This window comes from Zoogloea ramigera (genome assembly GCF_006539865.1).
Classification (GTDB): Bacteria; Pseudomonadota; Gammaproteobacteria; order Burkholderiales; family Rhodocyclaceae; genus Zoogloea; species Zoogloea ramigera.
Window position 1 is genome coordinate 116,726 of record NZ_BJNV01000006.1, and the last position, 24,861, is coordinate 141,586.

At 70.6% G+C, this 24,861-nt stretch carries 25 protein-coding genes; 10 read left to right on the forward strand and 15 right to left on the reverse strand.

Annotated features, from left to right (window positions below; genetic code table 11):
* Positions 1–109 precede the first annotated feature (109 nt).
* The gene (locus ZRA01_RS02370) at positions 110–739 is read left to right on the forward strand and encodes a pseudouridine synthase (RefSeq protein ID WP_141349151.1); all 630 of its coding nucleotides are present in this window, start codon (positions 110–112) and stop codon (positions 737–739) included.
* 259 nt (positions 740–998) lie between these two features.
* Here ZRA01_RS02370 and ZRA01_RS02375 read toward each other — a convergent pair whose 3' ends face one another.
* Entirely contained in the window at positions 999–1,814 is an 816-nt protein-coding gene (locus tag ZRA01_RS02375) for a DNA-binding transcriptional regulator (protein ID WP_141349152.1), read from the reverse strand.
* A 242-nt stretch (positions 1,815–2,056) separates the two neighbouring features.
* On the opposite strand from ZRA01_RS02375, the gene ZRA01_RS02380 reads away from it, so the two are divergent.
* The 9 genes from ZRA01_RS02380 (at position 2,057) to ZRA01_RS02420 (ending at position 11,921) form a co-directional block, all read left to right on the forward strand.
* Positions 2,057–3,697 (forward strand): bifunctional 3-(3-hydroxy-phenyl)propionate/3-hydroxycinnamic acid hydroxylase, encoded by a 1,641-nt coding sequence (locus ZRA01_RS02380; protein ID WP_141349153.1) that lies wholly within the window; start codon positions 2,057–2,059, stop codon positions 3,695–3,697.
* A complete protein-coding gene (locus ZRA01_RS02385) occupies positions 3,694–4,647 on the forward strand; it encodes a 3-carboxyethylcatechol 2,3-dioxygenase (protein WP_141349154.1) in 954 nt (317 codons plus the stop codon). The genes ZRA01_RS02380 and ZRA01_RS02385 overlap by 4 nt, the downstream gene beginning before the upstream one ends.
* Positions 4,648–4,684: 37 nt before the next feature.
* The gene (locus ZRA01_RS02390; RefSeq protein ID WP_141349155.1) at positions 4,685–5,818 is read left to right on the forward strand and encodes an ABC transporter substrate-binding protein; all 1,134 of its coding nucleotides are present in this window, start codon (positions 4,685–4,687) and stop codon (positions 5,816–5,818) included.
* 102 nt (positions 5,819–5,920) lie between these two features.
* On the forward strand, positions 5,921–6,949 hold the full coding sequence (locus tag ZRA01_RS02395) for a branched-chain amino acid ABC transporter permease (RefSeq protein ID WP_141349156.1): 1,029 nt from the start codon (positions 5,921–5,923) through the stop codon (positions 6,947–6,949).
* Positions 6,946–8,781 carry a branched-chain amino acid ABC transporter ATP-binding protein/permease gene (locus tag ZRA01_RS02400; RefSeq protein WP_141349157.1) on the forward strand — a complete coding sequence of 612 codons (1,836 nt, stop codon included), beginning with the start codon at positions 6,946–6,948 and terminating at the stop codon, positions 8,779–8,781. The genes ZRA01_RS02395 and ZRA01_RS02400 overlap by 4 nt, the downstream gene beginning before the upstream one ends.
* A gap of 150 nt (positions 8,782–8,931) precedes the next feature.
* Positions 8,932–9,684, forward strand: coding sequence for an ABC transporter ATP-binding protein (locus ZRA01_RS02405; protein ID WP_141349158.1), 753 nt, complete (start codon positions 8,932–8,934; stop codon positions 9,682–9,684).
* Between the two features lie 20 nt (positions 9,685–9,704).
* Positions 9,705–10,283: a hemerythrin domain-containing protein gene (locus ZRA01_RS02410; RefSeq protein ID WP_141349159.1), complete on the forward strand. Its 579-nt coding sequence runs from the start codon at positions 9,705–9,707 to the stop codon at positions 10,281–10,283.
* A 47-nt stretch (positions 10,284–10,330) separates the two neighbouring features.
* Entirely contained in the window at positions 10,331–11,200 is an 870-nt protein-coding gene (locus ZRA01_RS02415) for an alpha/beta fold hydrolase (RefSeq protein WP_141349160.1), read from the forward strand.
* Between the two features lie 256 nt (positions 11,201–11,456).
* The gene (locus tag ZRA01_RS02420; protein WP_218028638.1) at positions 11,457–11,921 is read left to right on the forward strand and encodes a DUF192 domain-containing protein; all 465 of its coding nucleotides are present in this window, start codon (positions 11,457–11,459) and stop codon (positions 11,919–11,921) included.
* A gap of 60 nt (positions 11,922–11,981) precedes the next feature.
* Here the strand turns inward: ZRA01_RS02420 and ZRA01_RS02425 are convergent, their stop codons facing one another.
* The 14 genes from ZRA01_RS02425 to ZRA01_RS02490 all read right to left on the reverse strand — a co-directional run bounded on the left by ZRA01_RS02425 (position 11,982) and on the right by ZRA01_RS02490 (position 24,731).
* On the reverse strand, positions 11,982–12,380 hold the full coding sequence (locus tag ZRA01_RS02425) for a RidA family protein (RefSeq protein WP_141349162.1): 399 nt from the start codon (positions 12,378–12,380) through the stop codon (positions 11,982–11,984).
* 137 nt (positions 12,381–12,517) lie between these two features.
* Positions 12,518–13,594, reverse strand: coding sequence for a transaldolase (gene tal / locus ZRA01_RS02430; protein ID WP_141349163.1), 1,077 nt, complete (start codon positions 13,592–13,594; stop codon positions 12,518–12,520).
* Between the two features lie 79 nt (positions 13,595–13,673).
* Positions 13,674–14,426, reverse strand: coding sequence for a type II secretion system protein N (gspN, locus tag ZRA01_RS02435; RefSeq protein ID WP_141349164.1), 753 nt, complete (start codon positions 14,424–14,426; stop codon positions 13,674–13,676).
* Between the two features lie 12 nt (positions 14,427–14,438).
* Positions 14,439–14,954, reverse strand: coding sequence for a type II secretion system protein M (locus tag ZRA01_RS02440; RefSeq protein ID WP_141349165.1), 516 nt, complete (start codon positions 14,952–14,954; stop codon positions 14,439–14,441).
* Positions 14,951–16,171, reverse strand: a complete 1,221-nt coding sequence (gene gspL, locus ZRA01_RS02445; protein WP_141349166.1) for a type II secretion system protein GspL — start codon at positions 16,169–16,171, stop codon at positions 14,951–14,953. The genes ZRA01_RS02440 and gspL overlap by 4 nt, the downstream gene beginning before the upstream one ends.
* Positions 16,168–17,127, reverse strand: a complete 960-nt coding sequence (gene gspK, locus ZRA01_RS02450) for a type II secretion system minor pseudopilin GspK (protein ID WP_141349167.1) — start codon at positions 17,125–17,127, stop codon at positions 16,168–16,170. Before gspK ends, gspL begins: the two co-directional genes overlap by 4 nt.
* The gene (gene gspJ, locus ZRA01_RS02455; RefSeq protein WP_141349168.1) at positions 17,127–17,717 is read right to left on the reverse strand and encodes a type II secretion system minor pseudopilin GspJ; all 591 of its coding nucleotides are present in this window, start codon (positions 17,715–17,717) and stop codon (positions 17,127–17,129) included. The genes gspK and gspJ overlap by 1 nt, the downstream gene beginning before the upstream one ends.
* Positions 17,714–18,091 carry a type II secretion system minor pseudopilin GspI gene (gene gspI / locus ZRA01_RS02460; RefSeq protein ID WP_141349169.1) on the reverse strand — a complete coding sequence of 126 codons (378 nt, stop codon included), beginning with the start codon at positions 18,089–18,091 and terminating at the stop codon, positions 17,714–17,716. Before gspI ends, gspJ begins: the two co-directional genes overlap by 4 nt.
* A complete protein-coding gene (locus ZRA01_RS02465) occupies positions 18,088–18,699 on the reverse strand; it encodes a prepilin-type N-terminal cleavage/methylation domain-containing protein (protein WP_281279825.1) in 612 nt (203 codons plus the stop codon). The genes gspI and ZRA01_RS02465 overlap by 4 nt, the downstream gene beginning before the upstream one ends.
* Positions 18,696–19,127 (reverse strand): type II secretion system major pseudopilin GspG, encoded by a 432-nt coding sequence (gene gspG, locus ZRA01_RS02470; RefSeq protein ID WP_141349171.1) that lies wholly within the window; start codon positions 19,125–19,127, stop codon positions 18,696–18,698. Before gspG ends, ZRA01_RS02465 begins: the two co-directional genes overlap by 4 nt.
* Positions 19,128–19,209: 82 nt before the next feature.
* Positions 19,210–20,415, reverse strand: a complete 1,206-nt coding sequence (gspF, locus tag ZRA01_RS02475) for a type II secretion system inner membrane protein GspF (RefSeq protein WP_141349172.1) — start codon at positions 20,413–20,415, stop codon at positions 19,210–19,212.
* Between the two features lie 4 nt (positions 20,416–20,419).
* Positions 20,420–21,886 (reverse strand): type II secretion system ATPase GspE, encoded by a 1,467-nt coding sequence (gene gspE / locus ZRA01_RS02480; RefSeq protein ID WP_141349173.1) that lies wholly within the window; start codon positions 21,884–21,886, stop codon positions 20,420–20,422.
* A complete protein-coding gene (gene gspD, locus ZRA01_RS02485; RefSeq protein WP_141349174.1) occupies positions 21,883–24,075 on the reverse strand; it encodes a type II secretion system secretin GspD in 2,193 nt (730 codons plus the stop codon). Before gspD ends, gspE begins: the two co-directional genes overlap by 4 nt.
* The gene (locus ZRA01_RS02490; RefSeq protein WP_141349175.1) at positions 24,072–24,731 is read right to left on the reverse strand and encodes a type II secretion system protein N; all 660 of its coding nucleotides are present in this window, start codon (positions 24,729–24,731) and stop codon (positions 24,072–24,074) included. Before ZRA01_RS02490 ends, gspD begins: the two co-directional genes overlap by 4 nt.
* Between the last annotated feature and the right edge of the window lie 130 nt (positions 24,732–24,861).

Genomic DNA, 24,861 nt, shown 5'->3' on the forward strand with positions numbered 1-24,861 from the left:
TGGGTAATGGGTAGTGGGGGGGCGGGCTGAACGCGTGTGCGCTGGCGGTTCCCCCTTTACCCCTTCAGTCCGCGCCCCCACTCCCCACTTCCCACTCCCCACGCTCCCCATGCTGATCCTCCTCAACAAGCCCTTCAACGTGCTCTGCCAGTTCACCGGCGAGTCCGGCCAGCGCACCCTGGCCGAGTGCCTGCCGGTGCCCGGCGTGTATGCGGCGGGGCGGCTTGATGCCGACAGCGAGGGGCTGCTCGTCCTCACCGACGACGGCATGCTCCAGAAGCGCATCGCCGACCCGCGTCACAAGCTGCCCAAGACCTACCTCGCGCAGGTCGAGGGCGTGCCCGACGAGGCGGCCCTGGCGCGCCTGCGGAGCGGTGTCGACCTGGGCGACTTCGTCACCCGGCCCTGTGCCGCGCGCCTCGTTGCCGAGCCGGCCTGGCTGTGGCCGCGCAACCCGCCGATCCGCGAACGCAAGGCCATCCCGACCAGCTGGGTCGAGCTCGTGCTGCGGGAGGGCAAGAACCGCCAGGTGCGCCGGATGACCGCCAAGGTCGGCTTTCCGACCCTGCGCCTGATCCGCGTGCAGGTGGGCGACTGGACGCTGGGCGGCCTCGCTCCCGGCGAATGGCGTGAGCAGGCCGGCCCGCTGCCACCCGCACTAAGGGCGCCGGCCGAGCCCGTCCGCCCGGGCCCTCAGCCGTCGGCCCCCAGGACTTTCGCCAGACGCCCGCGCAGGTAGCGGCCGTTCCAGATCGCAGCTTGGCAGGCCCGCGACAGTTGCCCAACCGGCACAGTAGCCGTGCGACGTGCGGGTGCGATGAAGGGGCAACTTCAGTCGCCCGCGGACTCCGATCAAAGGCATGCCTTTGATCAACGCGCAGAGGGCGACTGAAGTCGCCCCTACAAGTCGCCCCCTGCAGCAGACCTCGGGTCGTACAAACAATCACCGCTCGACGTGGCTCCGGCGCCAAAGCCCGCCTCCTCATTCACGTCCGCCCTCAAGCCACCGTGAGCGTCTCTGGCCTACCCGACAGCTGATCCTCGATCCGCTTCGCCGCCCGCTGCAGGGCCGGCAGGAAGCGGCGTTCGGCTTCCTTGAGGGTCAGCAGCTTGTTGAGATAGACGATGTTCACCGCCGCCACCGGCAGCCCGCCCGGCCGGATCGGCACCGCGATGGCGCCCACCTTGCGCTGGGACGTCCATTCTCCGTCGTTGCTGCCGTAGCCGAGCTCCCGGGTGCGCGACACGATGCCGGCGACGAAGCGCGCGTCGGCGGCCAGGCTGGCCTCGGCGCTGTCGCCGGCCCGTAGCACGTGGAGGATCTGTTCCCGCTGCTCGTCGGGGCAGTGGGCAAAATAGGCCCGCCCGGCGGCCGTGAGCAGCATCGGGATGGTCTGGCCGACCATCGCCCGGTGGAAGGACAACGGGCTGAAGCGGTGGGTCGATTCGCGGATGATCAGCGCCGCGCCCTGGGGCGTGGTCAGGTCGGAGGGCCACACCACCGTCTGCAGCAGCTCGCTGAGGGCCGGTGCGGCGATCGACGAGACCCAGTCCTCGTCGCGAAAACCTTCGGCCAGGGAGCGCACGTTGAGGGCCAGGCAGTAGCGGTCGTCGGACGCGCTGCGGCGCACGTAGCCCTCGGCGATCAGGGTTTCGAGCAGGCGGCGCACCGTGGTGCGGTGCAGGCCGGTGACCTCGGCCAGCTGGGCGAGGGTCGAGCGGCCGCCTTCCTGGCTGTTGAGCGCCTTCAGCAGGTCGAGCCCGCGGGTCAGGCCGCGGACCAGGGCGTAATCGGCGCCACCGTCTTTGCGCATGTTTTAAAACCTTAATAAAAACAAAATTGTGCAACAGGTGGACGTTTTGTTTTGATTTTTTGCAGCGGCGCCCGCTGGCCATAGAATCAATTCCGTAAATGCATCCATTAGCAAAGCAAGCAAATCGGATGCATCGGCCAGACCTTTAGCCCGCCCCGGCGGGCTCGACCCAGAACAACACCGATCCGCGCGGCGGAGGCCCTCTTTCAGCCTGCCGCAGCCCACCCGGGAGGAGACCACCCATGAGCGCTGCTCAAGATTTCGATGCCGACGTGATCGTCGTCGGCGCCGGCCCCGTCGGCCTGACCATCAGCAACACCCTCGGCCAGTATGGCGTCAAGGTGCTGCTGCTTGAAAAGGGCGAGGAGCTGATCGACTACCCCCGCGCCGTCGGCATGGACGACGAGTGCCTGCGCAGCATCCAGGGCATCGGCCTGGCCGGCACGGTGCAGCAGCACCTCACGCCTTACCACTGGATGCGCTTCGTCACCGCCAGCGGGCGCTGCTTCGCGTCCATCGAGCCGCGCACCGACGACTTCGGCTGGTCGCGCCGCAACGCCTTCAACCAGCCGGCCGTCGACCGGGAGCTGATGGACGGCCTCAAGCGCTTCGCCAACGTCGAGGTGTGGATGGGCGCCGAGCTCGAGAAGTTCGACCAGGACGCCACCGGCGTCAGCCTCACCGTGCAGCACAAGGGCAAGGTCAACGCGCTGCGCTGCAAGTACCTGGTGGCCAGCGACGGCGGCCGCAGCTTCATCCGCACGACGCTCGGCATCGGCTTCGGCGGCTTCACCGACACCTCCAAGTGGCTGGTGGTGGACATCCGCAACGACCCGCTCGGCGTGCCCAACATCTACATGCACAGCGACCCGCAGCGGCCCTACGTGTCGGTGGCGCTGCCCGACGGCGTGCGCCGCTTCGAGTTCATGATCTTCGAGGACGAGACCGAGGAGCAGGTGACCACCCCCGAGCGGATGGCCGAGCTGCTGGCCAAGGTGCTGCCGGCCCACGTGGACATCAGCCGCCTCGACTTCATCCGCAAGCGTGTTTACACCCACAACGCCCGCATCGCCGAGCGCTGGAAGATCGGCCGCATCATGCTGGCCGGCGACGCCGCGCACATCATGCCCGTGTGGCAGGGTCAGGGCTACAACACCGGCATGCGCGACGCCACCAACCTGGCCTGGAAGCTGGCCTACGTGATCAACGGCAAAGGCAGCGACGCGCTCCTCGAAACCTACCAGTCGGAGCGCCCGCTGCACGCCAAGGCGATGATCGACCTGTCGGTCACCGCCGGGCGCATCTTCTCGCCGCGCAACGCCTTCCTGGCCGGCCTGCGCGACGTGACGACCTGGGTGCTCAACTACATCCCGCCGGTCAAGCGCTACTTCATGGAGATGCGCTTCAAGCCGATGCCCTTCTACGAGAACGGCCTGGTGGTGCATGAAAAAGTGCGCCGCAAGAACTCGCCGGTGGGCCGCATGTTCATCCAGCCCAAGGTGCGCAACCGCGCCGGCGAAGTGAAGCTGCTCGACGACGCGCTCGGCCAGGGCTTCGCGCTGCTGGCCTGGGGCGCCGACCCCAACTACTGGCTCAACCCCAAGAGCCGCGCCATCCTGCAGGCGCTGGGTGCCAAGATCGTGACCCTCAAGCCGGTGGTGCAGATCGACCGCAGCGTCGACATGAGCGACGCCACCGACGTGCTCGGCGACGAGCAGATGCGCCTCAAGGAGTGGTTCGGCCAGCACCCGGGCTCGATCGTGCTGCTGCGCCCCGACCGCTTCGTGGCGGGCATCTCGTACCCGATCGAGGTGAACGAACTGATCGCCGCCGTCGCCGACAAGATGGGGCTGGCGCTGGATGCCGGAGGCAAGGCCAAATGACGAAGGCGCTGCTCACCTGCCTCTCCCACACCCCGCTGAAGGGCTACGTGGACCCGCTGCCGGCGGTGGTCGATGAAGTTGGCCAGGTCGTCGCCCAGCTGCGCGCCGAGATCGAGGCCTTCGACCCGGAGCTGGTCTTCCTGTTTGCGCCGGACCACTACAACGGCTTCTTCCTGGATGCGATGCCCCAGCTGTGCATCGGCACCGCCGCCGATTCGGTGGGCGACTACCGCACCTCGGCGGGCCCGCTGGCCGTGCCGCGGGAGCTCGCCGAGGCCTGCGCCGCCGACGTGGTGGCCCGCGACATCGACCTCGCCGTGTCCTACCGCATGCAGGTGGACCACGGCTTCGCCCAGCCGCTCGAAGAGCTCACCGGCAGCCTCACCCGCTACCCGGTGATCCCGCTCTTCATCAACAGCGTCGCGCCGCCGGTGGTGAGCTTCCGGCGCGCCCGCCAGTTTGGTGAGGCGGTGGGCGAGTTTGCCCGCCAGCAGGGCAAGCGCGTGCTTTTCATCGGCTCCGGCGGCCTGTCCCACAACCCGCCGGTGCCGCAGATGGCCACCGCCACCCCCGAGGTGGCCGAGCGCCTGATCGCCGGCCGCAACCCCACGGCCGAGGCCCGCGCCGCCCGCCAGCAGCGCACCATCGACGCGGCCACCGGGTTTGCCGGCGGCAACAGCCCGCTGCACCCCCTCAACCCCAACTGGGACGAAGCCTTCATGGCCAACCTGGCCTGCCAGGACTGGGCCGCCCTCGACGGCTACGGCAACGACGCCATCACCGAAGCGGCCGGCGCCTCGGCCCATGAAGTAAAAACCTGGGTCGCCGCCAACGCCGCCATGAACGCCGCCACCGGCGGCCACTACACGGCCCGGCCCCGCTATTACCGGGCGATCCCCGAATGGATCGCCGGCTTTGCCGCGCTCACCGGCACCTCGGCCAGCGCATGAACCCGCAGCACCGCACCCCCAATCAGAGGAGACAACAATGAAACTGAAGAACCTGTTCGTGATCACCGCCGCCGCCCTGGCCGCTGCTCCCGCCGTGGCCGACATCAACGTCGGCGTGGTGGCCTCCCTCACCGGCCCGGCCGCCGCTCTGGGCGCCGAGACGCGCAAGGCCGTGTCCCTGTTCCCGACCACCGTTGGCGGCGAGAAGGTTAACTTCATCCTGCTCGACGACACCACCGACCCTACCGCGGCCGTCAAGAACGCCCGCAAGCTGATCAGCGAGGACAAGGTCGACGCCATCCTCGGCCCCAACCTCATCAGCACCGCGGTGGCGATGGCCGACGTGGCAAACGGCGAGAAGGTGCCGATGATCTCCGTCGCGCCCCTCGACGTCTCCGGCGACAAGCGCGGCTTCGTGTTCCGCAGCGAACCCTCCGCCGACCTGATGGTGCAGCGCGTGGTGGCCGACATGCTCGCCAACGGCGTCAAGACCGTCGGCTTCATCGGCTTCTCGGATTCGTGGGGCGAGGTGCTGCACAAGGCCCTCACCAAGGCCGCCGAGGGCAAGATCACCATCGTCGCCTCCGAGCGCTACGGCCGCGCCGACCCCAGCGTCCAGGCCCAGGCCCTCAAGGTGATCAGCGCCAAGCCCGACGCCGTCTTCGTGGGCGCCTCCGGCACGCCCGCCGCGATGCCCCAGATCACGCTGCGCGAGCGCGGCTTCAAGGGCCGCATCTACCAGTCCCACGGCGTCACCAGCAAGGAGTTCCTGCGGGTCGGTGGCAAGAACGTCGAAGGCGCGCTGATCCCGGTCGGCCCGGTGCTGGTGGCCGAGCAGCTGCCCGACAGCCACCCGACCAAGAAAAACGCAGTGGCCTTCGTGCAGACCCTTGAGGCCAAGTACGGCCCCGATTCCCGCTCCACCTTCGCCGGTGCCACCTGGGACGCCTGGCTGCTGCTGCAGAACGCCATCGCCGGCGCCCAGAAGGCCAAGGTCAAGGCCGGCACGCCGGAGTACCGCGCGGCGCTGCGTGACGGCATCGAGAAGACCAGCAAGCTGGTGGGCACCAACGGTGTTTACAGCATGGCGGCCGGCGACCACGCGGGCTACGACGCCAGCGCGATCGTGATGATCAAGGTCGAGAACAACCACTGGAAGCTGGTCAAGTAAGCGCCGCCGGGCCGGGCGCTGCCTGGCCCGGGCCTTTCGAAGCCTTGTCGTTTCCACCCGCCGGCCCCCACCCGGGGCGGCGGGTTTCCACGGGAGTCCGCGATGGATGCCGAAATCATTGCAATGCTCGGCCAGGACGGCGTCACCAACGGGGCGATCTATGCGCTCCTGGCGCTGGCGCTGGTGCTGGTGTTTGCCGTCACCCGGGTCATCTTCATCCCCCAGGGTGAGTTTCTCGCCTGGGGGGCCCTCACCATGGCGGCCCTCGAAAGCGGCCATTTCCCCGCCACGGTGTGGCTGCTGGTCGGCTGCGGCGTGCTGACGCTCGCCGTCGACGGCTTCTCGGCCACCGGCCGGCGCAGCATCGGCCGCTCCCTCCTGTGGAACCTGGCCTACCCGCTGGCGCTGGCGGGGCTGCTGTGGGGCCTGTCGCTCGCCGAGTTGCCCACCGCCGCGCGGGTGCTGATCGCCTTGGCGATCGTCGTGCCGATGGGGCCGATGCTCTACCGGGTGGCCTTCCAGCCGGTGGCCGAGGCGCCGGTGCTGGTGCTGCTGATCATCTCGGTGGCGGTGCACCTGGCGATGGTCGGCCTGGGGCTGCTCATCTTCGGGCCCGAAGGTTCGCGCACCCAGCCTTTCAGCGAGGCCCAGTTCGAGCTCGGTTCGCTGATGATTGGCGGGCACACGCTGGTGGTGCTGGCGGCTTCGGTGGTGCTGATCGTCGCGCTCTACCTGTTCTTCGACCGCACGCTGTACGGCAAGGCCCTGCGCGCCACCGCCATCAACCGCAACGGCGCGCGCCTGATGGGCATCTCGCCGGCGCTGGCCGGGCGGCTGACCTTCTTTCTGGCGGCGGTCATCGGCGTGCTGTCGGGCCTGCTGGTGGCGCCGATCACCACCATCTACTACGACAGCGGCTTCCTGATCGGCCTCAAGGGCTTCGTCGCGGCCATCATCGGCGGGCTGGCCAGCTATCCGCTGGCGGCGGGCGGCGCGATCCTGGTCGGCCTGCTCGAATCCTTCTCGTCCTTCTGGGCGAGCGCCTTCAAGGACGTCATCGTGTTCACGCTGATCATCCCGGTGCTGATGTGGCGCTCCCTCACTTCCCACCACGTGGAGGAAGAAGAATGAACGCAAATACCCAAACCCGGGCCGCGCCCGGCGCGCCGTCGCGGCTCAGCCCCAAGCTGGTGCTTGGCGTGTTTCTGGTGCTGCTGGCGGCGGCGCCGCTGGTGCTGCCGGAGTTTTACGTAACGCTGCTCAACTACGTGGGGCTGTCGGCGCTGGTGGCCCTCGGGCTGGTGCTGCTGACCGGCGTCGGCGGGCTCACCAGCTTCGGGCAGGCGGCCTTCGTCGGGCTCGGCGGCTACACCACGGCGTGGCTCACCACCGCCCAGGATCTGCCGGGCTGGCTGGCCTTCATCGGCAGCTCGCCGTGGTTCACCCTGGTCGCCGGCCTGGTGATCACCGCCACGGTGGCGGTGATCCTCGGCTCGGTGACGCTCAAGCTGTCGGGCCACTTTTTGCCCCTGGGCACCATGGCCTGGGGTATCAGCCTGTATTTCCTGTTCGGCAACATGGAGTTCCTGGGCGGCCACGGCGGCCTGTCCGGCATCCCGCCGGTGAGCCTGTTCGGTTACGAGCTGGTGAACAACGGGCAGTTCTACTACCTCGTCTGGTGCTTCGTGCTGGCGGCGCTGTTCACCACCCGCAACCTGCTCGACTCCCGCGAGGGGCGGGCGATCCGCGCCCTCAAGGGCGGCATGGTGATGGCCGAGTCGATGGGTGTGGATACCTCCCGGGCGCGCATGGTGATCTTCGTGATCGCCGCGCTCCACGCCTGCGCGGCGGGCTGGCTGTATGCGCACCTGCAGCGCTTCGTTAACCCCACGCCCTTCGGGCTGCACATCGGCATCGAGTACCTCTTCATGGCGGTGGTCGGCGGCGCCGGGCAGGTGTGGGGCGCGCTGGTGGGGGCGGGCGTCATCACGGTGCTCAAGCAGTGGCTGCAGGACATCCTGCCCAAGGTGTTCGGCAGCGCCGGCAACTTCGAGGTGATCATCTTCGGCGTGATGATGGTGATCGTGCTGCAGCGCGCCCGCGACGGCCTGTGGCCGCTCATCGCCGGCCTGGTGCCGGTGCGCGAGGCGCAAAAGACCATCGACCCCGCCGCCACGCCGCTGGTCAAGAAGCCGCAGCCGCCGATGGGCGAGACCATCCTCGAGGCGAAGGACGTGACCCGCAAGTTTGGTGGCCTCGTCGCCAACAACAACATGAGCCTGTCGGTTAAGGCGGGCGAGATCCTGGCGCTCATCGGCCCCAACGGCGCCGGCAAGAGCACCATGTTCAACCAGCTGTCGGGCGTCGACACGCCGACCTCAGGCGACGTGCTGTTCCGCGGAAAGTCGGTGGCCGGCCACAGCTCGCGGGAGATCGCCGGGCTGGGCATGAGCCGCACCTTCCAGCATGTGCGCCTGCTGCCCAAGATGACGGTGCTCGAGAACGTCGCCATCGGCGCCCACCGCCGCGGCAGCAAGGGCGTGCTGCCCGCCGCCTGGCGCCTCGACCGCGATGAAGAAGCACGCCTGCTGCGCGAGGCGGCCGTGCAGGTGGAGCGCGTCGGCCTGAAGGACTTCATGTTCGCCGAGGCCGGCAGCCTGGCCCTGGGCCAGCAGCGCATCCTCGAGATCGCCCGCGCTCTGTGCTCCGACCCCTGCCTGCTGCTGCTCGACGAGCCAGCCGCCGGCCTGCGCCTCAAGGAAAAACAGGCCCTCGCCGAGCTGCTGCGCCGCCTCAAGTCGGAGGGCATGGCGGTGCTGATCGTCGAGCACGATATGGACTTCGTGATGAGCCTGGTCGACCGGGTCGTCGTGATGGAGTTCGGCGAGAAGATCGCCGAGGGCCTGCCGGCCGAGATCCAGAGCAACCCGGCGGTGCTCGAAGCCTACCTGGGAGGTGTGTGAAATGGCCCCCACGCTCACTAATTTCGTGGAGGGGCGGCTTTGCGTGGCCGCCCCGTTCGGCAGGCACGGCGCCATGCGCCGTGAAACCCCTGCCTCACCCCTCCAAGGGGGCGCAGGTCTCCCTTGGGGCGGCCCGGCGGGAGACCTGTGATGAGCAACAACAATGTACTCGAAGTCAAGAACCTCTCGGTGGCCTACGGCAAGGTCGAGGCGGTGAGCGGCGTGAGCCTTGCCGTTGGCGAGGGCAAGATCGTCACCGTGATCGGCCCCAACGGTGCCGGCAAGACGACCACCCTGTCGGCGATCATGGGCCTGCTGCCGTCCCGCGGCGAGGTGGCCTTCGACGGCAGCATCGAGCAGGTGCCGGAGGTCGAGCGGATGGTCGTGCGCGGCATGAACCTGGTGCCCGAGAAGCGCGAACTGTTCGGCTCGATGAGCATCGAGGACAACCTGCTGCTCGGCGCCTTCCAGCGCCACCGCAGCGGCAAGCGCGACCACCTGGAGACGATGGAAGAGGTGTACACCCTCTTCCCGCGCCTCAAGGAGCGCCGCCTGCAGCAGGCCGGCACCATGTCGGGCGGCGAGCGCCAGATGCTGGCGGTGGGCCGCGCGCTGATGGCCCGGCCCAAGCTGCTGATGCTCGACGAGCCCAGCCTGGGCCTCGCGCCGCTGATCGTGCGCGAAATCTTCCGCATCATCGCCGAACTCCGCCGCCGTGGCGTGTCGATCCTGCTGGTCGAGCAGAACGCCCGCGCTGCGCTGCAGGTGGCCGACTACGCCTACGTGCTTGAAAACGGCGGCATCAAGATGCACGGCGAGGCCAGCACCCTGCGCGACGACCCCCGCGTGATCGAGAGCTATCTCGGCCTGGGCAGCAAGCACCAGGAACTGCTGTCCACCTGAAAGACCACGGGAGAACCCACATGGAAGCACTGCGCATCATCTCCGACGAGCACCAGGCGCTGGCCTCGATCCTGCACGCCATCCGCTTCATGCTGAAGGAAGTCGGCGCCGGCCGGCTGGCGCCGGACCTCAAGCTGTTCCAGGCGATGGTCCATTATCTCGACGCCTACGCCGAGCAGCGCCACCACCCGCGCGAAGACCCGCTCTTCATCCGCCTCGCCGAGCGCAGCCCGGAAGCCGCCGACGCGCTGGCGCGCCTCGCCGAGCAGCACGCCGCGGCCCCGGCGCGGATCGCCGTGCTGCAGCAGGCGCTGGAAGCCTACATCGCCGATCCGGCCCGTTTCGAGGCCTTTGCGCAGGCCTTCGACGACTACGCCGAGTTCTACCGCGGGCACATCATGCTCGAGGAGAGTGCGGTGCTGCCGCGCCTGCGCACCCACCTCGACGCCGCCGACTGGGCCGCCGCCGAGGCCGAGTTCCAGGCCGACATGGCCTCCCGCGATCTGGCCGCGCACGAGGATTTCGCCGGCCTGTTCTCGAAGCTCGTGGCCTGTGCGCCGGCCCCCATCGGCTTCGGCCCGCGCCCCTTCACCGACTGAAGCGTCGGCTGACCCGAAACACACCTCCGGACAAAGGAAACCACGCCATGACGACTCAAGCGCCCGCCATCACCGAAGCCGCCACCAGCCGCTTCGTGCGCATCCACGAGGGCGACCTCGACCTGCAACTGCACTACAACGACTGCGGCGAAGGCGCCGAGACCGTGGTGATGCTCCACGGCTCCGGCCCCGGCGCCAGCGGCTGGGCCAACTTCAACCGCAACATCGAGCCGCTGGTGGCCGCCGGCTACCGGGTGATCCTGATGGACTGCCCGGGCTGGAGCAAGAGCGACCCGATCGTGTGCACCGGCTCCCGCTCCGAGCTCAACGCCCGTGCGCTCAAGGGCCTGCTCGACGCCCTCGGGCTCGACAAGGTGCACATCGTCGGCAACTCGATGGGCGGCCACAGCGCAGTCGCGTTTGCGCTGTTCAACCCCGGCCGCGTCGGCAAGCTGGTGCTGATGGGCGGCGGCACCGGCGGCCCGAGCCAGTTCGTGCCGATGCCCACCGAGGGCATCAAGCTGCTCCAGGCCCTCTACCGCAACCCCACCATCGACAACCTCAAAAAGATGATGGCGGTGTTCGTGTTCGACACCAGCAGCCTCACCGACGCCCTCTACCAGGCCCGCCTCGACAACATGATGTCGCGCAAGGACCACCTGGAAAACTTCGTCAAGAGCCTGGCCGCCAACCCGAAGCAGTTCCCCGACTACGGCCCGCGCCTGGGCGAGATCGCCGCCCCGACCCTGGTGATCTGGGGCCGCGACGACCGCTTCGTGCCGATGGACGTGGGCCTGCGCCTGATCTGGGGCATGCCCAACGCCGAGCTGCACATCTTCAACCGCTGCGGCCACTGGGCCCAGTGGGAACACGCCGACAAGTTCAACCGGATGGTGGTGGATTTCCTGGCCCACTGAGTGCCCCCAGGGCCGGGCTCCGCCTCCCCCGCAGGTGACAAGACAAGGAAGCCTGGGGTGGCCCTGCGTTTCCTTGAGAGCATTCCAAGGCCATGCCGGCCTCGGCGTAGGCGGAGAAACATTGCATGTTTCTCAAGAGCGGCGCGCCCGCGCTGGCCCAATGGGGCGTCAGCCCGCCTCGCAGCCCCGCCGCGCGATGCCGCCGGCGGGGTTTTTCATGCTAAGTTCGTGCATTGCCCCTTGCCGTCCCCGTGCCATGAAGCCACTTCGTCCGATCTCCCAAACCCTGTTTGCCATGCTCGTCGGCGTGGCGAGCGTGGGCGTCGCGCAGGCCCAGTCGTCGATGCCGCTCACCGAGCTCAGCGCCGGCATGTATCGAATCGAGGCCGAGGTGGCGGCCACCCCCGACCACCGCATGGTCGGGCTGATGAAGCGCCGCAGCATGCCGGCCAACCACGGCATGTTGTTCATCTTCACCGAGCCCCAGCGCCACTGCATGTGGATGAAGAACACCCTGCTGCCGCTGTCGGTGGCCTTTCTCGATGAGCAGGGGCGCATCCTCAACATCGAGGACATGAAGCCGCAGACCGAGGACAACCACTGCGCCGCCAAGCCGGCAACTTTTGCGTTGGAGATGAACGAGGGCTGGTTCCGCCAGAAGGGCATTGCACCCGGCGTCCGCATCGGTGGCGTGGAGGCCCTGGGGGGCAGGGCGCGATAACTGCTTTGTGCGCCGGCGCGTCATGCCGCGCCGGTGATGGAGCCGGAAAAGTTTAAGGCCTCAGGCGGCCGCGGTCGCCTCGATCTCCACCCGCAGCCCCTCGAAGGCGAGCCGCTGCACGCCCAGCAGCGAGACGGCGGGCGGCTTCTCGGCATCGAAATAGCCCGAACGGATCTCGCGGATGCGGGTGCAGTCCTCGGGCTTCAGGTCGGTCACATAGATGTTCACGCTCACCAGGTTCTGCATCGTGCAGCCCTGGGCTTCCAGTGCGATCTTGAGGTTGTCGAGGGTGCCGACCAGCTGGGCTTCCAGGTCGCCGGGGTGGCGCACCTTGCCGTCGACGCCGCAGTCGACTTGCCCCGAGACGAAGATCAGCCGCTGATGGCCGCTGATCGAGAAGGTCTGGCTGAAGGCTTTGCCGGTGAAGAGCTGGGGCGGGTTGATCGCATTGCGTTCCATGGGTGTCTCCTTGGGGGTTATGGGATGTTGTCCCCCGAGTATGCCGGCCCCAGCCGCTTCTGGCCACTCTCGTGCCTGCCCGGTGAACGAAAAACGGCGCGATCCGAATCGCACCGCTGTGCCGGGGCCGGTAGGGCTCAGGCCGTGAGCTCGAGCAGCTTGCCGAAGGCGGTGGCGAACTGGGCCAGGCCGTCCTGCTGCAGGCGCTCACCCAGAACGTCGAGGTCGAGGCCGAGGGCGGCCAGCGCGGCGATGTGGGCGGCGGCGGCATCGGCACCCTGGGCGACGGTGTTGCCGCTCACCTGGCCGTGGTCGATGAAGGCGGCGAGGGTGGCGTCGGGCAGGGTGTTCACGGTTTCCGGCCCGATCAGCGGTTCCACGTACATCAGGTCGGGGTAGGCCGCGTTCTTGGTGCCGGTGCTGGCCCACAGCATGCTTTGCGGGCGGCCACCCTTGGCGGCCAGCGCGGCGAAGCCTGCGCCGTGGAAGCGCGCGAGGTAGCGCTGGTAGGCCTGGCGGGCCAGGGCCACGCCGGCCTTGCCGCGCAGGGCGAGGGCCTCGGGCGTGCCGATCTCGTCGAGCTGCTTGTCGATCAGGCTGTCCCAGCGCGACAGGAAGACGCTGGCCACCGAGCGCACGCGGGTGACGTCGCCGCCGGCTGCGGCGAGTTTTTCGAGGCCGCGCTGGTAGGCGCCGGCCACCGCCTCGACGTGGGCAAGCGAAAACATCAGCGTGACGTTGATGCTCACGCCTTCGCCGGTGAGGGTTTCGATGGCGCCCACGCCGGCCGCCGTGGCGGGGATCTTCACCAGCAGGTTGTCGCGGGCCACCGCGGCACGCAGGCGGCGGGCCGCGGCGACGGTGCCGGCCTCGTCGTCGGCCAGCGCCGGGGAGACTTCCAGGCTCACGTAGCCGGCGTCGCCCTGGCTGGCCTCGAAGACCGGGCGGATGACGTCGCAGGCGCGCTGCACGTCCTCGATCACCAGGCCTTCGTAGCGCGCCTCGGCGCCGAGGGAGGCGTCCATGGCTGCCAGCGCCGGGCGGTAGTCCTGCCCCTCGGCGATGGCCTTGTGGAAGATCGCCGGGTTGGTGGTGACCCCGGCGACGCCCAGCTCGATGAAGCGGGCGAGTTCGCCGGAGCTGATGAGGGCGCGGGACAGGTTGTCGAGCCAGATTTGCTGGCCGGCGGCACGGGCGGCTTGGATCGGATTCATGGGGTCGGGCCTTGCAGTGGAGTGGGTTCGGGTGAGCCTGCAATTCTGGCCGAATATGCAGGCTGAAGAAAGTGACGGATTACCGCGGCGGCCAGTGGATCTCGAAATGGCCGGGCTGATTGCCGGGCCGCGCGGCGCCACCGGCGATGGCGGGCAGGCGGCGCAGCAGCTCCGGGTCGCCCGAGAGCTGGCCGTCGAAGCGCGGTTGCTGGCCGTAAGGCGCCTCACCCTGGCCGCTGGCCATGATGGGGCCGGCGAGGGTCGCGAGCGTGAAGCGCAGGCTGCCGGCCTCGGCGCCGACCTGCAATTGGTAGTCGCCGAAGCTGCGCCCCGGAAACAGCGCGCTGCCGGCGCCGCGCCACAGCAGGCTGGCCTCGCCGCTGCAGCGGCCGTCGGCGGGGCACTGCCAGCGGGGCGCGGTGAGGCTCAGGTCGCCATGCCAGCCGGCCCGGGCGGCCGGGTGAGGGATCGCTGACAGCGCCGCGCCGGCAGGGGCGTGCAGGCTGAGGTCGCTGACGGACAGGCCGCCGGGGCCGAGCTCGACGTGGGCGAGGGGGCTGCCGCTGCTGGAAAAGTCCCAGCCGATGGCGAGGCGCGCCAGCGCCCCGGCGTCGAAGCGCCAGGCCAGCGGCAGCCAGGGCGTGAGGCTGCGCCCGCCGGCGTCGCGGCTGGCGAGAGTGCCGCGCCCCTGCCACAGGCTGCCTTCGGCCTGCTGGAGGATGAGGCCGCCACCGCTGAAATGGCCGAGCAGGCCGCCGAGCAGCGCGGCCGGGGCCTTGATGGCGAGAAAGCCGAGGGCGAGGGCGAGGAGGGCAAGGAGCTTGCGGGTCATCTTGCGCGGGGCTCAGCCGTCGTTCTTCACCAGCACTGCGTCGATGCTGGCGCCGCCGCTCTGGCCCTGGATCTCGAGGCGCTGCACCCGCAGGCCCTGGTCACGCTGAAGCGCGGCGAGCCAGTCGACGAAGGCGTCGAGGCTGGCCTGGCCCTTGATCTGCAGGCCGTCGCCGCTGGCCTGCAGCGCGAGGCCGAGGCCGCGGCTCTTGGCGGAGGCCTGGGCGGCCTCGAGCAGCGCCGGCCCGGCGGCCCGCTGGGGGGCGGTCTGGCCCCGCAGGCGGGTGAGTTCGGTGGCGGCCTCCTGCACCAGCTCAAGCTGGGCTTCGGCGCGGGGCAGGCTGCGGGCCAGGCGCCCGCGTTCGCTGCGGCTCCAGTCGAGCAGGCTCACGACGAGGCCGACCAGCACGACGACGCCAGCGGCGAGCACCAGCCGCCGCTCCCGTGGGCTGATGCCCTGCCAGGCCAGGCCGAGGCGGGCGATGGGGCCCGGGGCGGGGCTGGCGGTGGGCTTGGCGAGGGTGGTCATTGCAGGGTCTCCCGGCGGAGCAGCAGGTGGGTGGTGGCGCCGTCGCGGCGCAGGTCGGCCAGCAGGCCGCGGGCCGCCAGCAGGCCGACGACGGCCTCGGCGCGGGCCGCGGCGGGGCCGTTCAGCGTGAGGTCGAGCCGGCCGTCCTCGAAGCGCAGGGCGGCCACCCCGCCGGCGGCGTCGGTGCCGAGGGCTTCGGCGGCCTGGGCCAGCAGGGCGAGGGCGTCGTCGTCGCGGAGCAGGCCGTGGCGGGCACGCTCCAGGTTGAGTTGCTGGCGCATCTGGGCCGCCGGGGCGACCACCGGGCTGTTGGGGAAGCTGCTGCGGTAGACGCGCTCGATGCGCGCCTCGATGCCGCCCTGCTGGTGCTTGAGCCACAGCACTTCACCCACCCCGACCACTAACCACAGGGCCAGCGCCGCGCCGCCGACCCAGGCCGCCGGCGCCAGCCGGGCGAGCCAGCCGCCGCCCTGCTCGCGAAAGGCGAACTCGCCGTGGAGCAGGTTGGCGGCCTTGCCGGCGGCGCCCTGCCACCATAGGTAGGGCGCCGCCGGGCGGACGTCGAGGGCGGTTTCGGCCTGCAGCGCGCTGAGGTCGGGGCTTGGGCAGCCGGGGGCGAGGTGCAGCACGACGTGGCTGGGCGCGGTGTTGGCGGCGCGGGCGGTGGCGGCCTGGGCGGCCAGCAGCGGGGCGAGGATGTCGGCGTCGAGCGCGATGCCGGCCTCGGCGCTGCCGCGCAGGATCGCGCCACCGGCCGACAGGCTGAGCTGCCAGGCCTCGCCGCCGGCCGGGGCGGTCTGCACTTCGGCCAGCACCCGGCGCGGCGGGCGGCCGATGGCGGCGAACTGGGCGGTGACCTGGCGCAGGCGTTCGCGGGCGACGACCAGCACGCCGGTGAGCTCGCGCTCGCCGTCGCCGGCCGGGCGGCGGTGGCTGACGGTGAGGTGCTGGGTGTCCGGGTCTTTGAGCAGGCGGTCTTCGAGGGCGTAGGCGAGCAGGCGCGGCAGGTCGCTGCGCTTGGCGCGGGGCAGCGGCACTTCGAGCCACAGGCACTGCGGGCCGGTGAGGACGACCTCGCACTCGGCGGCGGCGGGCCAGTGGCGGGGCTCGGAGTGGCCCTCGGCGGTGGGCTGCCCGTCGGGGCCGAGGAGCACCCACGGGCAGTCGGGCCGGGTGGGCCATTGTTCGTCGATGGCGAGGAGGAGGCGATGGCTCATAGCAGTTTCTGCCAAACGATGGTGGGCCAGTTCTGGCTGCGGTCGAGGAGTACTTCCATGCGCACCATGGCCACGCCGAAGCGGGCCCGGCCGGTGACGAGGAAGTGGCGGCTGGTGGTGGCCAGGCGCGAGATGTCGGGGTTGGCGTCGGGGCTGCGCGACTTGAGGCGGGCCTCGAAGTCGGCCACGTCCTTGAACCAGGCGCGGCCGCGCTCGGCCACCAGCACCCGGGCGGTGTCGAGGCCGAGGCCGGGGGCCGCGGCGACCAGCACCTCGGCCGGGGCGGTGTTGACGTTGATCCGGCTGCCGGCGGGCAGGGCCGCGACGAAGGGGGTGAGGCGGGCGACGAGCGCCGGGCTGAAGCCGCGGATCTGGGCCAGCTCGGCGACCGCCGCGAGGGGGCTGTTGGCGGCCCGGCGGGGCGGCGTCTGGGCGCCGTACCAGCTGGATTCGGCGCCGCCGGGCAGGCGCGGCTCGTCGTCGGCGTCGAGCCAGTCGAGGAGCGCGGCGGTGAGGCTGATGGCCTCGGCGTCGCCGACGCCGACGCTGGCCAAGAGGCGCTGGAATTGCTCGATCTCGAGGGCGTCGGGCCCATCCAGCTGGACCAGGTTGTTGAGGTTCACGCGGCCCGAGAGTTCGCGGATCTCGCCGGCCAGCTCGCCTTCTTCGACCGGGGTCGGAGGCACCTGCACGGCCCAGGCTTCGCCCAGGTGGTCGACGGTGCTGCCGCGGGCGTCCTCGGCCAGCACGTTGCGGGCCCAGTCGACGGCGCCGCGGGCGAGCTGGCGGGCCTGGGCCTGGTCGTGGCGGCCGGTGACCTGGTCCATGGCCACGCCCAGGTCGCCCACCGCGGCGGCGGCGAGGCCGGCGACAAGGGCCACCGTGAGGAGGGCGAGGATCACCGCGGCGCCGCGCTGGCGGGGCCTGGTTGGGGAGGTTCGGGCGGCGCGGTGCATCAGCGGAGGGCGATGAAGCGAGTGAGGGTGCCGTGGTCGGGCAGCTCTAGCTCGAGGATCACCGCGTCGGGCAGGGTGCCGCGGCGATCGCCGGGCGGCCAGGCGTCGACCCGGTTGCCGCCGGTGAGAAAGCGCCAGCGTACGTTGCGCACGTTGCCGAGGAGCGGCTCGACAGTGGGCTCGCCGAAGGCGTCGCGGCCGCTCCAGCGCAGCCAGTCGAGGCGCCCGTCGACCAGGCGGTAGCCGACCCGGCGCACGCCGCGGGCCTCGTCGAGGCGCAACAGCTGCAGCTCGGCCCCGCCACTGGCGGCACGGGTGAGGAGCAGCGGCGGGCTGGCCTGGGCGCTGGTGGTGGGGCTGGAGGACGTGGCGGGGGCGACCAGCTGGAGCAGGTCGGTGTCGATGCGCTGCATGGCGCGGCCGATGCTGCGCCAGCGCTCGAAGCCTTCTTCGAGGCGCGTACGGCTGGTGCTGACTTCGGCCAGGGCGCGGTAGGAGAGCACCCCGAGCACCGCGAAGATGGCCAGCGCCACCATCAGCTCGATGAGGGTCAGGCCGCGCTGGCGGTGGGCCGGTTGCGGGGCGCTCATTGCAGCGGTCGGGCCACGTAGCCGGACAGGCGGGAAATCGCGTGTTCGCCGGAGTCGGGCCCGAACACGCTCACATCGACCCGCCGGAACAGCGGGTTGGGGGTGGGCTTGACCTCCTCGCGCCAGCGGTAGCTGCGGCCGGCCTGCTCGGCGCTGCCTTCGCTCACGCCGGGCGAGGGCCAGGCGGCGGTGGCGCGCAGTTCGGACAGGCGGTTCTCGGCGACCCAGTCGCCGAGCATGCGTTCGCGCAGCTCGGCGGCGGACTGGGCGGTGACACCCAGGGCGCGGAAGGCGGCGGTCAGGGCGATGGCCAGGATGGCCAGCGCGACCAGGGTCTCGAGGAGGGTGAAGCCGCGCTGGCGACGGGTGTTCATGGGGCGCCCTGGCCGGGCAGGCTGAGGATGACCTCGCCGCTGGCCTTGCCGGTGAAGCGGGCATTGCCGCCGGGGGTGGCGACGCGCAGCTCGTATTCGGGGGCCTGGGTGCCGAACTGCAGGCGCGGGGCGGCGCTGGCTTCGGCCTGGCCGTCGAGGCGCAGGCCGGCCCAGGCGAGGCCGGCGGGCAGGGTGCGTTCGGTGAATACCGGCGGGTCGATGAGGGGGCGCCAGTTGTCGTCGGCGTCGAGGGCGGCGAAGCGGTAGCCGTCGGGCAGTAGCTCGATGGCGATCGGCCGGCCGCGCACGCTGGCCCGGTCGGCGCTGGCTTCGAGCACCAGGCGCAGGCGCTTGAGGGCCTGGTCGGCGTCGCGGCCGCGCAGGCTGTCGATGCCGAGGCTGATGCCGGTGGCCATCACGCCCATGATGACCAGCACCACCATGACCTCGATGAGGGTGAAACCCCGCTGGGCATGGGCGCGCTCGGCCAGATCTCCCCGTCCCCCCTTGGCAGGGGGGAACCCCGCTGCCCGCGCCGCACCACTTCCTCCCTCCCCTGATAAGGGGAGGGCCGGGGAGGGGTTCAGGAGGGGCGGGGAGGCGCTCACAGATTCCAGGAGCCGACGTCCGCGTCGAAGCCTTCGCCGCCGCTGATGCCGTCGGCGCCGAAGCTCATCACGTCCACCTCGCCCTTGAGGCCGGGCATGATGTACTGGTAGGGCTTGCCCCAGGGGTCGAGGGGCAGCTTGTCGAGGTAGGACTTCCAGTTGTCGGGCACCGGCGCGGCGGCCGGCTTGGTGACCAGGGCCTGGAGGCCCTGCTCGGCGCTGGGGTAGCGGCGGTTGTCGAGCTTGTAGAGCTTGAGGGCCTGCATGATGGCCGAAATGTCCTGCTTGGCGGCGACCACGCGGGCCTCGTCGGGGCGGCTCATGACCTTGGGCACCACGAGGGCGGCGAGCATGCCGAGGATGACGATGACGACCATGACTTCGATGAGGGTGAAGCCGCGGGCGAGGCGGGAGGAGGTGCGTTGCATGGCGGTTCCTTGTCGTACTGGGTAGGTCGGGCTTCCGCCCGACGCGGCAGGTTGAGCTGAGGCGTGTGGCGGGGCGCGCAGATTATTTCATCAGGGTGTTGATTTCGATGATCGGCTGCATCACCGCCATCACGATGAGCAGCACGAAGCCGCCCATCGCCAGCAGCAGCACCGGCTCGAGGAGGGCGGTGAGGGTGGCGGTGCGGTTTTCGAGCTCGGCCTGCTGGAGGCGGGCGGCGCGGTCGAGGAGCTCGTCGACGCGGCCGGTAGCCTCGCCGTTGGCGATCATGTGGATCAGCAGCGGTGGAAACTGGCGGCTGGCGCCCAGCGCGCGCGATAGCGGCTGGCCTTCGCGGACGCGTTCGGCGGCGGTGGCGACGGCGTCGGCCAGGGGCAGCCGGCTGATGACCTGGCGGCCGGCATCCAGCGCGGAAAGCAGCGGCACGCCGCTGCCGGCGAGGATGGAGAGGGTGCTGGCAAAACGGGTGGCATCAAGGGTGCGCAGATGGCGGCCGAGCAGCGGCAGGCGCAGCAGCCAGGCGTCCCAGCGGCGCTTGAGGGTGCTGTCGCGCAGCGCCGCGCGGCCGGCGAACACCGCGCCGACGACGGCCAGCACCATCAGCCAGCCCCATTCGCGCAGCAGCGCGCTCACCACGATGAGCACCCGGGTGAGCAGCGGCAGGGCCTGCTTGCCCTGCTGGAACACCGACACCACCTGGGGCACCACGTAGGTCATCAGGCCGACGATGACCATCAGCGCGACGCTGGCGACGATGGCCGGGTAGAGCAGGGCCTGGAGCGTTTTGGTGCGCAGGGCGTGGCTGCGGTCGAGGTAGTCGGCCAGCTGGTTCATGACCCGGGCCAGCTCGCCGGACTTTTCGCCCGCCGCCACCGAGGCGCGGTACAGCGTGGAGAAGGCCTGGGGGTAGCGGTCGAGGGCCGCGCGCAGGCTGTAGCCGGCCAGGATCTCGGAGCGCACGCCGGCCAGCAGCTGGCGCAGGCCTTCGGTCTCGGCCTGCTCGATGAGGGCCGCGAGGGCCTGCTCGACGGTGAGGCCGGAGGCGAGCAGGGTGGCCCACTGGCGGGTGAGCAGGGTGAGGTCGGCGTCCCGCAGCTTGCGGCGGGCGGCCTTGTTGCCGCCGCCGTCCTGGGCCACCGAGGCGACTTCGAGGGGGAACAGCCCGCGCTCCCGCAGCAGGCCGCGGGCGGCCTTGCCGGTGTCGGCTTCGATGACGCCGGCGGTCTCCTTGCCGGCCGGGTCGACGGCGCGATAGCGGAAGGCGGTCATGGCGTCAGTCGCGCGTCACGCGGAGCAGCTCTTCGGCCGAGGTGGCGCCCTCGGCGAGAAGGCGCAGGCCGTCGTCGCGCAGGCTGTGGGCGCCGTGGGCGCGGGCATGGGCGCGCAGTTTGGCCTCGTCGGCGCCGGTGTGGATGAGGCGCTCGATGGCGTCGTCGGTGGTGATGAGCTCGTAGATGCCGGTGCGGCCGGCGTAGCCGGTGCGGCCGCAGGCGGGGCAGCCGGGGGCGCGCCACAGGTGGGCGGGCGTGGCGGGGCCGAGGAGCGCGCGGTCGGCGTCGGTGGCGGGCTCGGACGTGCGGCAGGCCGGGCACAGCCGACGCACCAGGCGCTGGGCGAGCACGCCGCGCAGCGTGGAGGCGAGCAGGAAGGGCTCGACGCCCATGTCGATCAGCCGGGTGACCGCCGAGGCGGCGTCGTTGGTGTGCAGGGTGGCCAGCACCAGGTGGCCGGTGAGGCTGGCCTGGACAGCGATCTGGGCGGTCTCGAGGTCGCGGATCTCGCCGATCATGATGACGTCCGGGTCTTGGCGGAGGATGGCCCGCAGGGCCCGGGCGAAGCTGAGCTCGATCTTGCTGTTGACCTGAATCTGGCCGACGCCGGGGAGGTCGTATTCGACCGGGTCTTCGACGGTGACGATGTTGCGGCTCTTGGCGTCCATGCCCTGCAGCGCGGCGTAGAGCGTGGTGCTCTTGCCCGAGCCGGTGGGGCCGGTGACGAGGAGGATGCCGTGGGGCTGGTCGAGCAGGCGGGCAAACGGCGCCACGGTGGCGGCGGCCATGCCCAGGCTGTCGAGGCTGCGCTGGCCGCTGCCCTTGTCGAGCAGGCGCAGCACGATGCGCTCGCCGTGGGTGGTGGGCAGCGTGGACACGCGCACGTCCACCTGCCGGCCGGCCAGGCGCAGGGCGATGCGGCCATCCTGCGGCAGGCGCTTCTCGGCGATGTCGAGGCTGGCCATGATCTTGATCCGCGAGGCCATCGCGGCGTGCAGGGCGCGGTGGGGCTGGGCGACGTCAACCAGCACGCCGTCGCGGCGGAAGCGCACCACCGAGTGGCGTTCGTAGGGCTCGATGTGGATGTCGCTGGCGGCCTGGCGCACGGCCTGGGTGAGCAGCGCGTTGATCATGCGGATGATCGGCGCGTCGTCCTGGGTTTCGAGCAGGTCTTCGACGGCCGGCAGCTCGGTCATGAGCTGGGTGAGGTCGACCTCCTGGCCCACGTCGGCGACGACCTCGGCGGCGTTGCCGTCGGTGCCGGAATAGGCCTCGGAGAGGCGCGCCTCGAAGGTGGCGCGGGAGACGTTCTCGATTTGCAGGGGCAGGCCCAGGCTGCGGCGCACCTCGGCCAGGGCTTCGAGGCTGGCGCCTTCGCGGAGCAGCAGCTGGGCGTGGTCGGCCCCTTGCCCGGCGACCAGGATGCCGTGGGCCTTGGCGAAGGCGTAGGGCAGGGCGGGGGCGCTCATGGGGCGACGGCGGCGGCCGGCGGGAGCAGGGGCGCGGTGGTCGGCACGTTGTAGGGCACGGCCGGCGGTGGGCTGCCGGGAGGCGGCAGCAGCGGGGCGCCGGGCTCCCGGCGCATCAGGCGGTCGGGGCTGTCGAGGTCGCGCTGCTGGCCGATGATGTAGTTGTAGCGGTCGGCGGAGAGGCCGGCGATGCTGCTGGCGTCGCGCAGGATGACCGGGCGCAGGAAGACGATCAGGTTGGTCTTGCCGCGCTTGCGGCTGTCGTAGCGGAAGAACTGGCCGAGGTAGGGGATGTCGCCGAGCACGGGCACCTTCTCTTGCCCGCCGCTGTAGGTGTCTTCGACCAGGCCGCCGAGGGCGATCACCGCACCGTCGTCCACCAGCACGGTGGATTCGATGCTGCGCTTGGTGGTGGACGGGCCGGTGGTGGCGGTGGCGGTGCCTTCGATGACGGCCGAGGCTTCCTGGTAGATCTGCAGGCGCACGGTGCCGCCCTCCGAGATCTGCGGCTTGACCTTGAGGGTCAGGCCGACGTCCTTGCGCTCGATGGTGGTGAAGGGGTTTACGGTGGTGGTGGTGCCGGTGTTGGCGTAGGAGCCGGTGGGGAAGGGCACGTTGCGGCCGACGACGATCTTGGCCTCCTCGTTGTCGAGGGTGACCAGGTTGGGCGTGGACAGGATGTTGGCCTTGGTGTCGGACTCGAGGAAGCGCGCCAGCATGTTGAGGTTGGCGATCTCGCGGCCGCCCACGCTCACGGTGCCGCTGCCGAGCACGAGGTTGAGGCCGTTGCCGGGGAGCACCGTGGAGCTGCTGCTGGCGAGGCCGGCGGCGAGGTTGAGGATGTTGTTGCCGCTGGAGCCGAAGCTGGTGCCGCCATAGGCGGTGGTGCTGCCCACCTTGCCGGCCTGCCACTGGATGCCGATCTCGGCGGCTTTTTCGGTGCTGACTTCGGTGATCAGGGCTTCCACATAAACCTGGGCGCGGCGCTTGTCGAGCTGGTCGATGACCTTGCGCAGGTTGTTGTAGATGGCCTCGGGGGCGGTGATGATCAGCGAGTTGGTCATCGGGTCGGCCTGGACGATGCCGTTGCCGGTGGCGCTGGTGTTGCCCGAGGTGTTGCTGAAGGAGGGCGTGTTGCCCATGCCGCCAGTGGTGCTGCTGCCGGTGTTGGTGCCGGTTTGCGTGGGCGCGAAGCTGCTGCCGGAGGTGCTGCCCTGGCCCGGGCTCTGGCCGAGGTTGCCGGCTTCGCCGCTGATCACCGCGCGGAGGGTCTGGGCCACCTTCACGGCTTCGGCGTTCTTCAGGTACACCACGTGGATATTGCCGGCGGCGCCGGGCTTGTCGAGGTTGGCGACCAGCTGGCGCACCGCGTTGAGCTTGGAGGGGTTCTCGGAGCGCACCAGCAGGCTGTTGGTGCGCGGGTCGCCGATCACCGAGATGCGCTGGCTGGCGTCGCCGCCGACGGCACCACCGGCAACCACCGCGGCGCCCATGCCGCCGTCGGAGAGCAGGCGGGTGACGGTTTGCGCGAGGTCGAGGGCCGAGGCGTGCTGCAGCGGGATCACCCGCATGTCGCCCTGGGGCACGTCGATGGATTCGACGATCTGGGCGATGCGGCCGATGTTCTCGGCGTAGTCGGTGACCACCAGCGAGTTGTTGCCCGGGTAGGCCGTTACGGTGTTGTTGGGCGACACCAGCGGGCGGATCACCGGCACCAGCTGGCTGGCCGATTCGTGCTTGAGGTTGAAGACCTGGGTGGTGAGGCGGTCGCCGCCGCCGGCGCCCTTGCCCTTGCCCACCGGCACCGCGTGGAGCTTCGCGTCGGCCTCGGGCACGATCTTGGTGACGCCGTCCCCTTCGACCGCCGCGTAGCCCTGCAGGCGCAGCGCCGAGAGCAGGATCGAGTAGGTGAGATGGCGGGCCACCGGGCGGGCGGTGACGATGTTGAGGGTGCCCTTGACCCGCGGGTCGATGATGAAGTTGCGCCCGGAGATCTTGGAGATCGCCTGGATCACCGCGCCGATCTCGGCGTTAACGAAGTTCAGCGAGATGTTCTCGCCGCTGGCGCTGCTGCCGGTCTCGGCGGCCTGGGCCGGGAGGCTGGGCAGCAGGCTGGTGGACAGCGTGAGGGCGACGCTGGCGGCGAGGGCGCGGCGGGCAAAGCCCGGGCGGCGGCGGGTGGGTGTCATGGGCTGGGCGTGGGCGGCGAGGCCGGAATGCGGATCGGGAAGCCGGGAGCGAGGTTGCGCTGGGCGGCGTCGGGGCGGGGGTCGGAGGCTTCGCCGCCGAACTCCTGGGAGGCGGGGATGCCCGGCGGCGGGCTGGCGGGCGTAGGCGGTGTGCCGGGGGTGCTGACGGCGGTTGTGCCACCGGTGGCGCGCGGGGCCAGGGCGATGGATTGCGTGGCGCCGCCGCTGGTGATCAGCACGGATTCGGCGCGCACCTCGGCGAGGGTGGTGCCGGGCTGGATGGGTTGGCCTTCGACGAAGCCCTGCTGGGGGCCGCCGTCGATGCTGAGGATGGCCCAGCCCGGCCGGCCGTCGGCGCCGGTCACGACGGCGTGGGCGACGAAGCGGCTGGGTGCGGCGGGGGCGCCGCCGGGCTGGCCGGCATCACCGCTGCGGCCCATGAGGTGACGGCCGGCGATGGCCTGGGCCGCCGCCTGGGGGTCGGCCTGGGCGGCAAACGGCAGCGCGGGCGCGCGGGGGGCAGTGAAGCGCCAGAACAGGTCGGCCGCCACCCAGGCCGTGACAGCCAGCGCCAGGCTCCAGGCAAGGAGCGGCCCGAGGCGTGCGGCACGCTGCCAGGGCAGACGGGAGGGGTCAAGACGTTCGGGAAGCTTCATCGGGTAGGCGACGCAAAAGGCCGACTATGTTAACCGGCCAGTGTTACGGGTGAAAGTGTCGAATGGTGAGGGGGGATGGGTAGTAGGGATTGGGTAGTAGGGAGTGGGGCTGGGGTGCGCTGGCGACTGG

What these genes read in the sequence shown, in the direction of transcription:
- gspG (WP_141349171.1), bottom strand. Translation starts at nt 19,127, where the DNA reads ATGCAACGCACCTCCTCCCGCCTCGCCCGCGGCTTCACCCTCATCGAA.
- ZRA01_RS02415 (WP_141349160.1), top strand. Translation starts at nt 10,331, where the DNA reads ATGACGACTCAAGCGCCCGCCATCACCGAAGCCGCCACCAGCCGCTTC.
- gspL (WP_141349166.1), bottom strand. Translation starts at nt 16,171, where the DNA reads ATGAGCCATCGCCTCCTCCTCGCCATCGACGAACAATGGCCCACCCGG.
- ZRA01_RS02370 (WP_141349151.1), top strand. Translation starts at nt 110, where the DNA reads ATGCTGATCCTCCTCAACAAGCCCTTCAACGTGCTCTGCCAGTTCACC.
- ZRA01_RS02425 (WP_141349162.1), bottom strand. Translation starts at nt 12,380, where the DNA reads ATGGAACGCAATGCGATCAACCCGCCCCAGCTCTTCACCGGCAAAGCC.
- ZRA01_RS02405 (WP_141349158.1), top strand. Translation starts at nt 8,932, where the DNA reads ATGAGCAACAACAATGTACTCGAAGTCAAGAACCTCTCGGTGGCCTAC.
- ZRA01_RS02390 (WP_141349155.1), top strand. Translation starts at nt 4,685, where the DNA reads ATGAAACTGAAGAACCTGTTCGTGATCACCGCCGCCGCCCTGGCCGCT.
- ZRA01_RS02395 (WP_141349156.1), top strand. Translation starts at nt 5,921, where the DNA reads ATGGATGCCGAAATCATTGCAATGCTCGGCCAGGACGGCGTCACCAAC.
- ZRA01_RS02380 (WP_141349153.1), top strand. Translation starts at nt 2,057, where the DNA reads ATGAGCGCTGCTCAAGATTTCGATGCCGACGTGATCGTCGTCGGCGCC.
- ZRA01_RS02400 (WP_141349157.1), top strand. Translation starts at nt 6,946, where the DNA reads ATGAACGCAAATACCCAAACCCGGGCCGCGCCCGGCGCGCCGTCGCGG.
- gspD (WP_141349174.1), bottom strand. Translation starts at nt 24,075, where the DNA reads ATGACACCCACCCGCCGCCGCCCGGGCTTTGCCCGCCGCGCCCTCGCC.
- ZRA01_RS02410 (WP_141349159.1), top strand. Translation starts at nt 9,705, where the DNA reads ATGGAAGCACTGCGCATCATCTCCGACGAGCACCAGGCGCTGGCCTCG.
- gspK (WP_141349167.1), bottom strand. Translation starts at nt 17,127, where the DNA reads ATGCACCGCGCCGCCCGAACCTCCCCAACCAGGCCCCGCCAGCGCGGC.
- ZRA01_RS02375 (WP_141349152.1), bottom strand. Translation starts at nt 1,814, where the DNA reads ATGCGCAAAGACGGTGGCGCCGATTACGCCCTGGTCCGCGGCCTGACC.
- gspJ (WP_141349168.1), bottom strand. Translation starts at nt 17,717, where the DNA reads ATGAGCGCCCCGCAACCGGCCCACCGCCAGCGCGGCCTGACCCTCATC.
- gspE (WP_141349173.1), bottom strand. Translation starts at nt 21,886, where the DNA reads ATGAGCGCCCCCGCCCTGCCCTACGCCTTCGCCAAGGCCCACGGCATC.
- gspN (WP_141349164.1), bottom strand. Translation starts at nt 14,426, where the DNA reads ATGACCCGCAAGCTCCTTGCCCTCCTCGCCCTCGCCCTCGGCTTTCTC.
- gspI (WP_141349169.1), bottom strand. Translation starts at nt 18,091, where the DNA reads ATGAACACCCGTCGCCAGCGCGGCTTCACCCTCCTCGAGACCCTGGTC.
- ZRA01_RS02490 (WP_141349175.1), bottom strand. Translation starts at nt 24,731, where the DNA reads ATGAAGCTTCCCGAACGTCTTGACCCCTCCCGTCTGCCCTGGCAGCGT.
- gspF (WP_141349172.1), bottom strand. Translation starts at nt 20,415, where the DNA reads ATGACCGCCTTCCGCTATCGCGCCGTCGACCCGGCCGGCAAGGAGACC.
- ZRA01_RS02440 (WP_141349165.1), bottom strand. Translation starts at nt 14,954, where the DNA reads ATGACCACCCTCGCCAAGCCCACCGCCAGCCCCGCCCCGGGCCCCATC.
- ZRA01_RS02420 (WP_218028638.1), top strand. Translation starts at nt 11,457, where the DNA reads ATGAAGCCACTTCGTCCGATCTCCCAAACCCTGTTTGCCATGCTCGTC.
- tal (WP_141349163.1), bottom strand. Translation starts at nt 13,594, where the DNA reads ATGAATCCGATCCAAGCCGCCCGTGCCGCCGGCCAGCAAATCTGGCTC.
- ZRA01_RS02385 (WP_141349154.1), top strand. Translation starts at nt 3,694, where the DNA reads ATGACGAAGGCGCTGCTCACCTGCCTCTCCCACACCCCGCTGAAGGGC.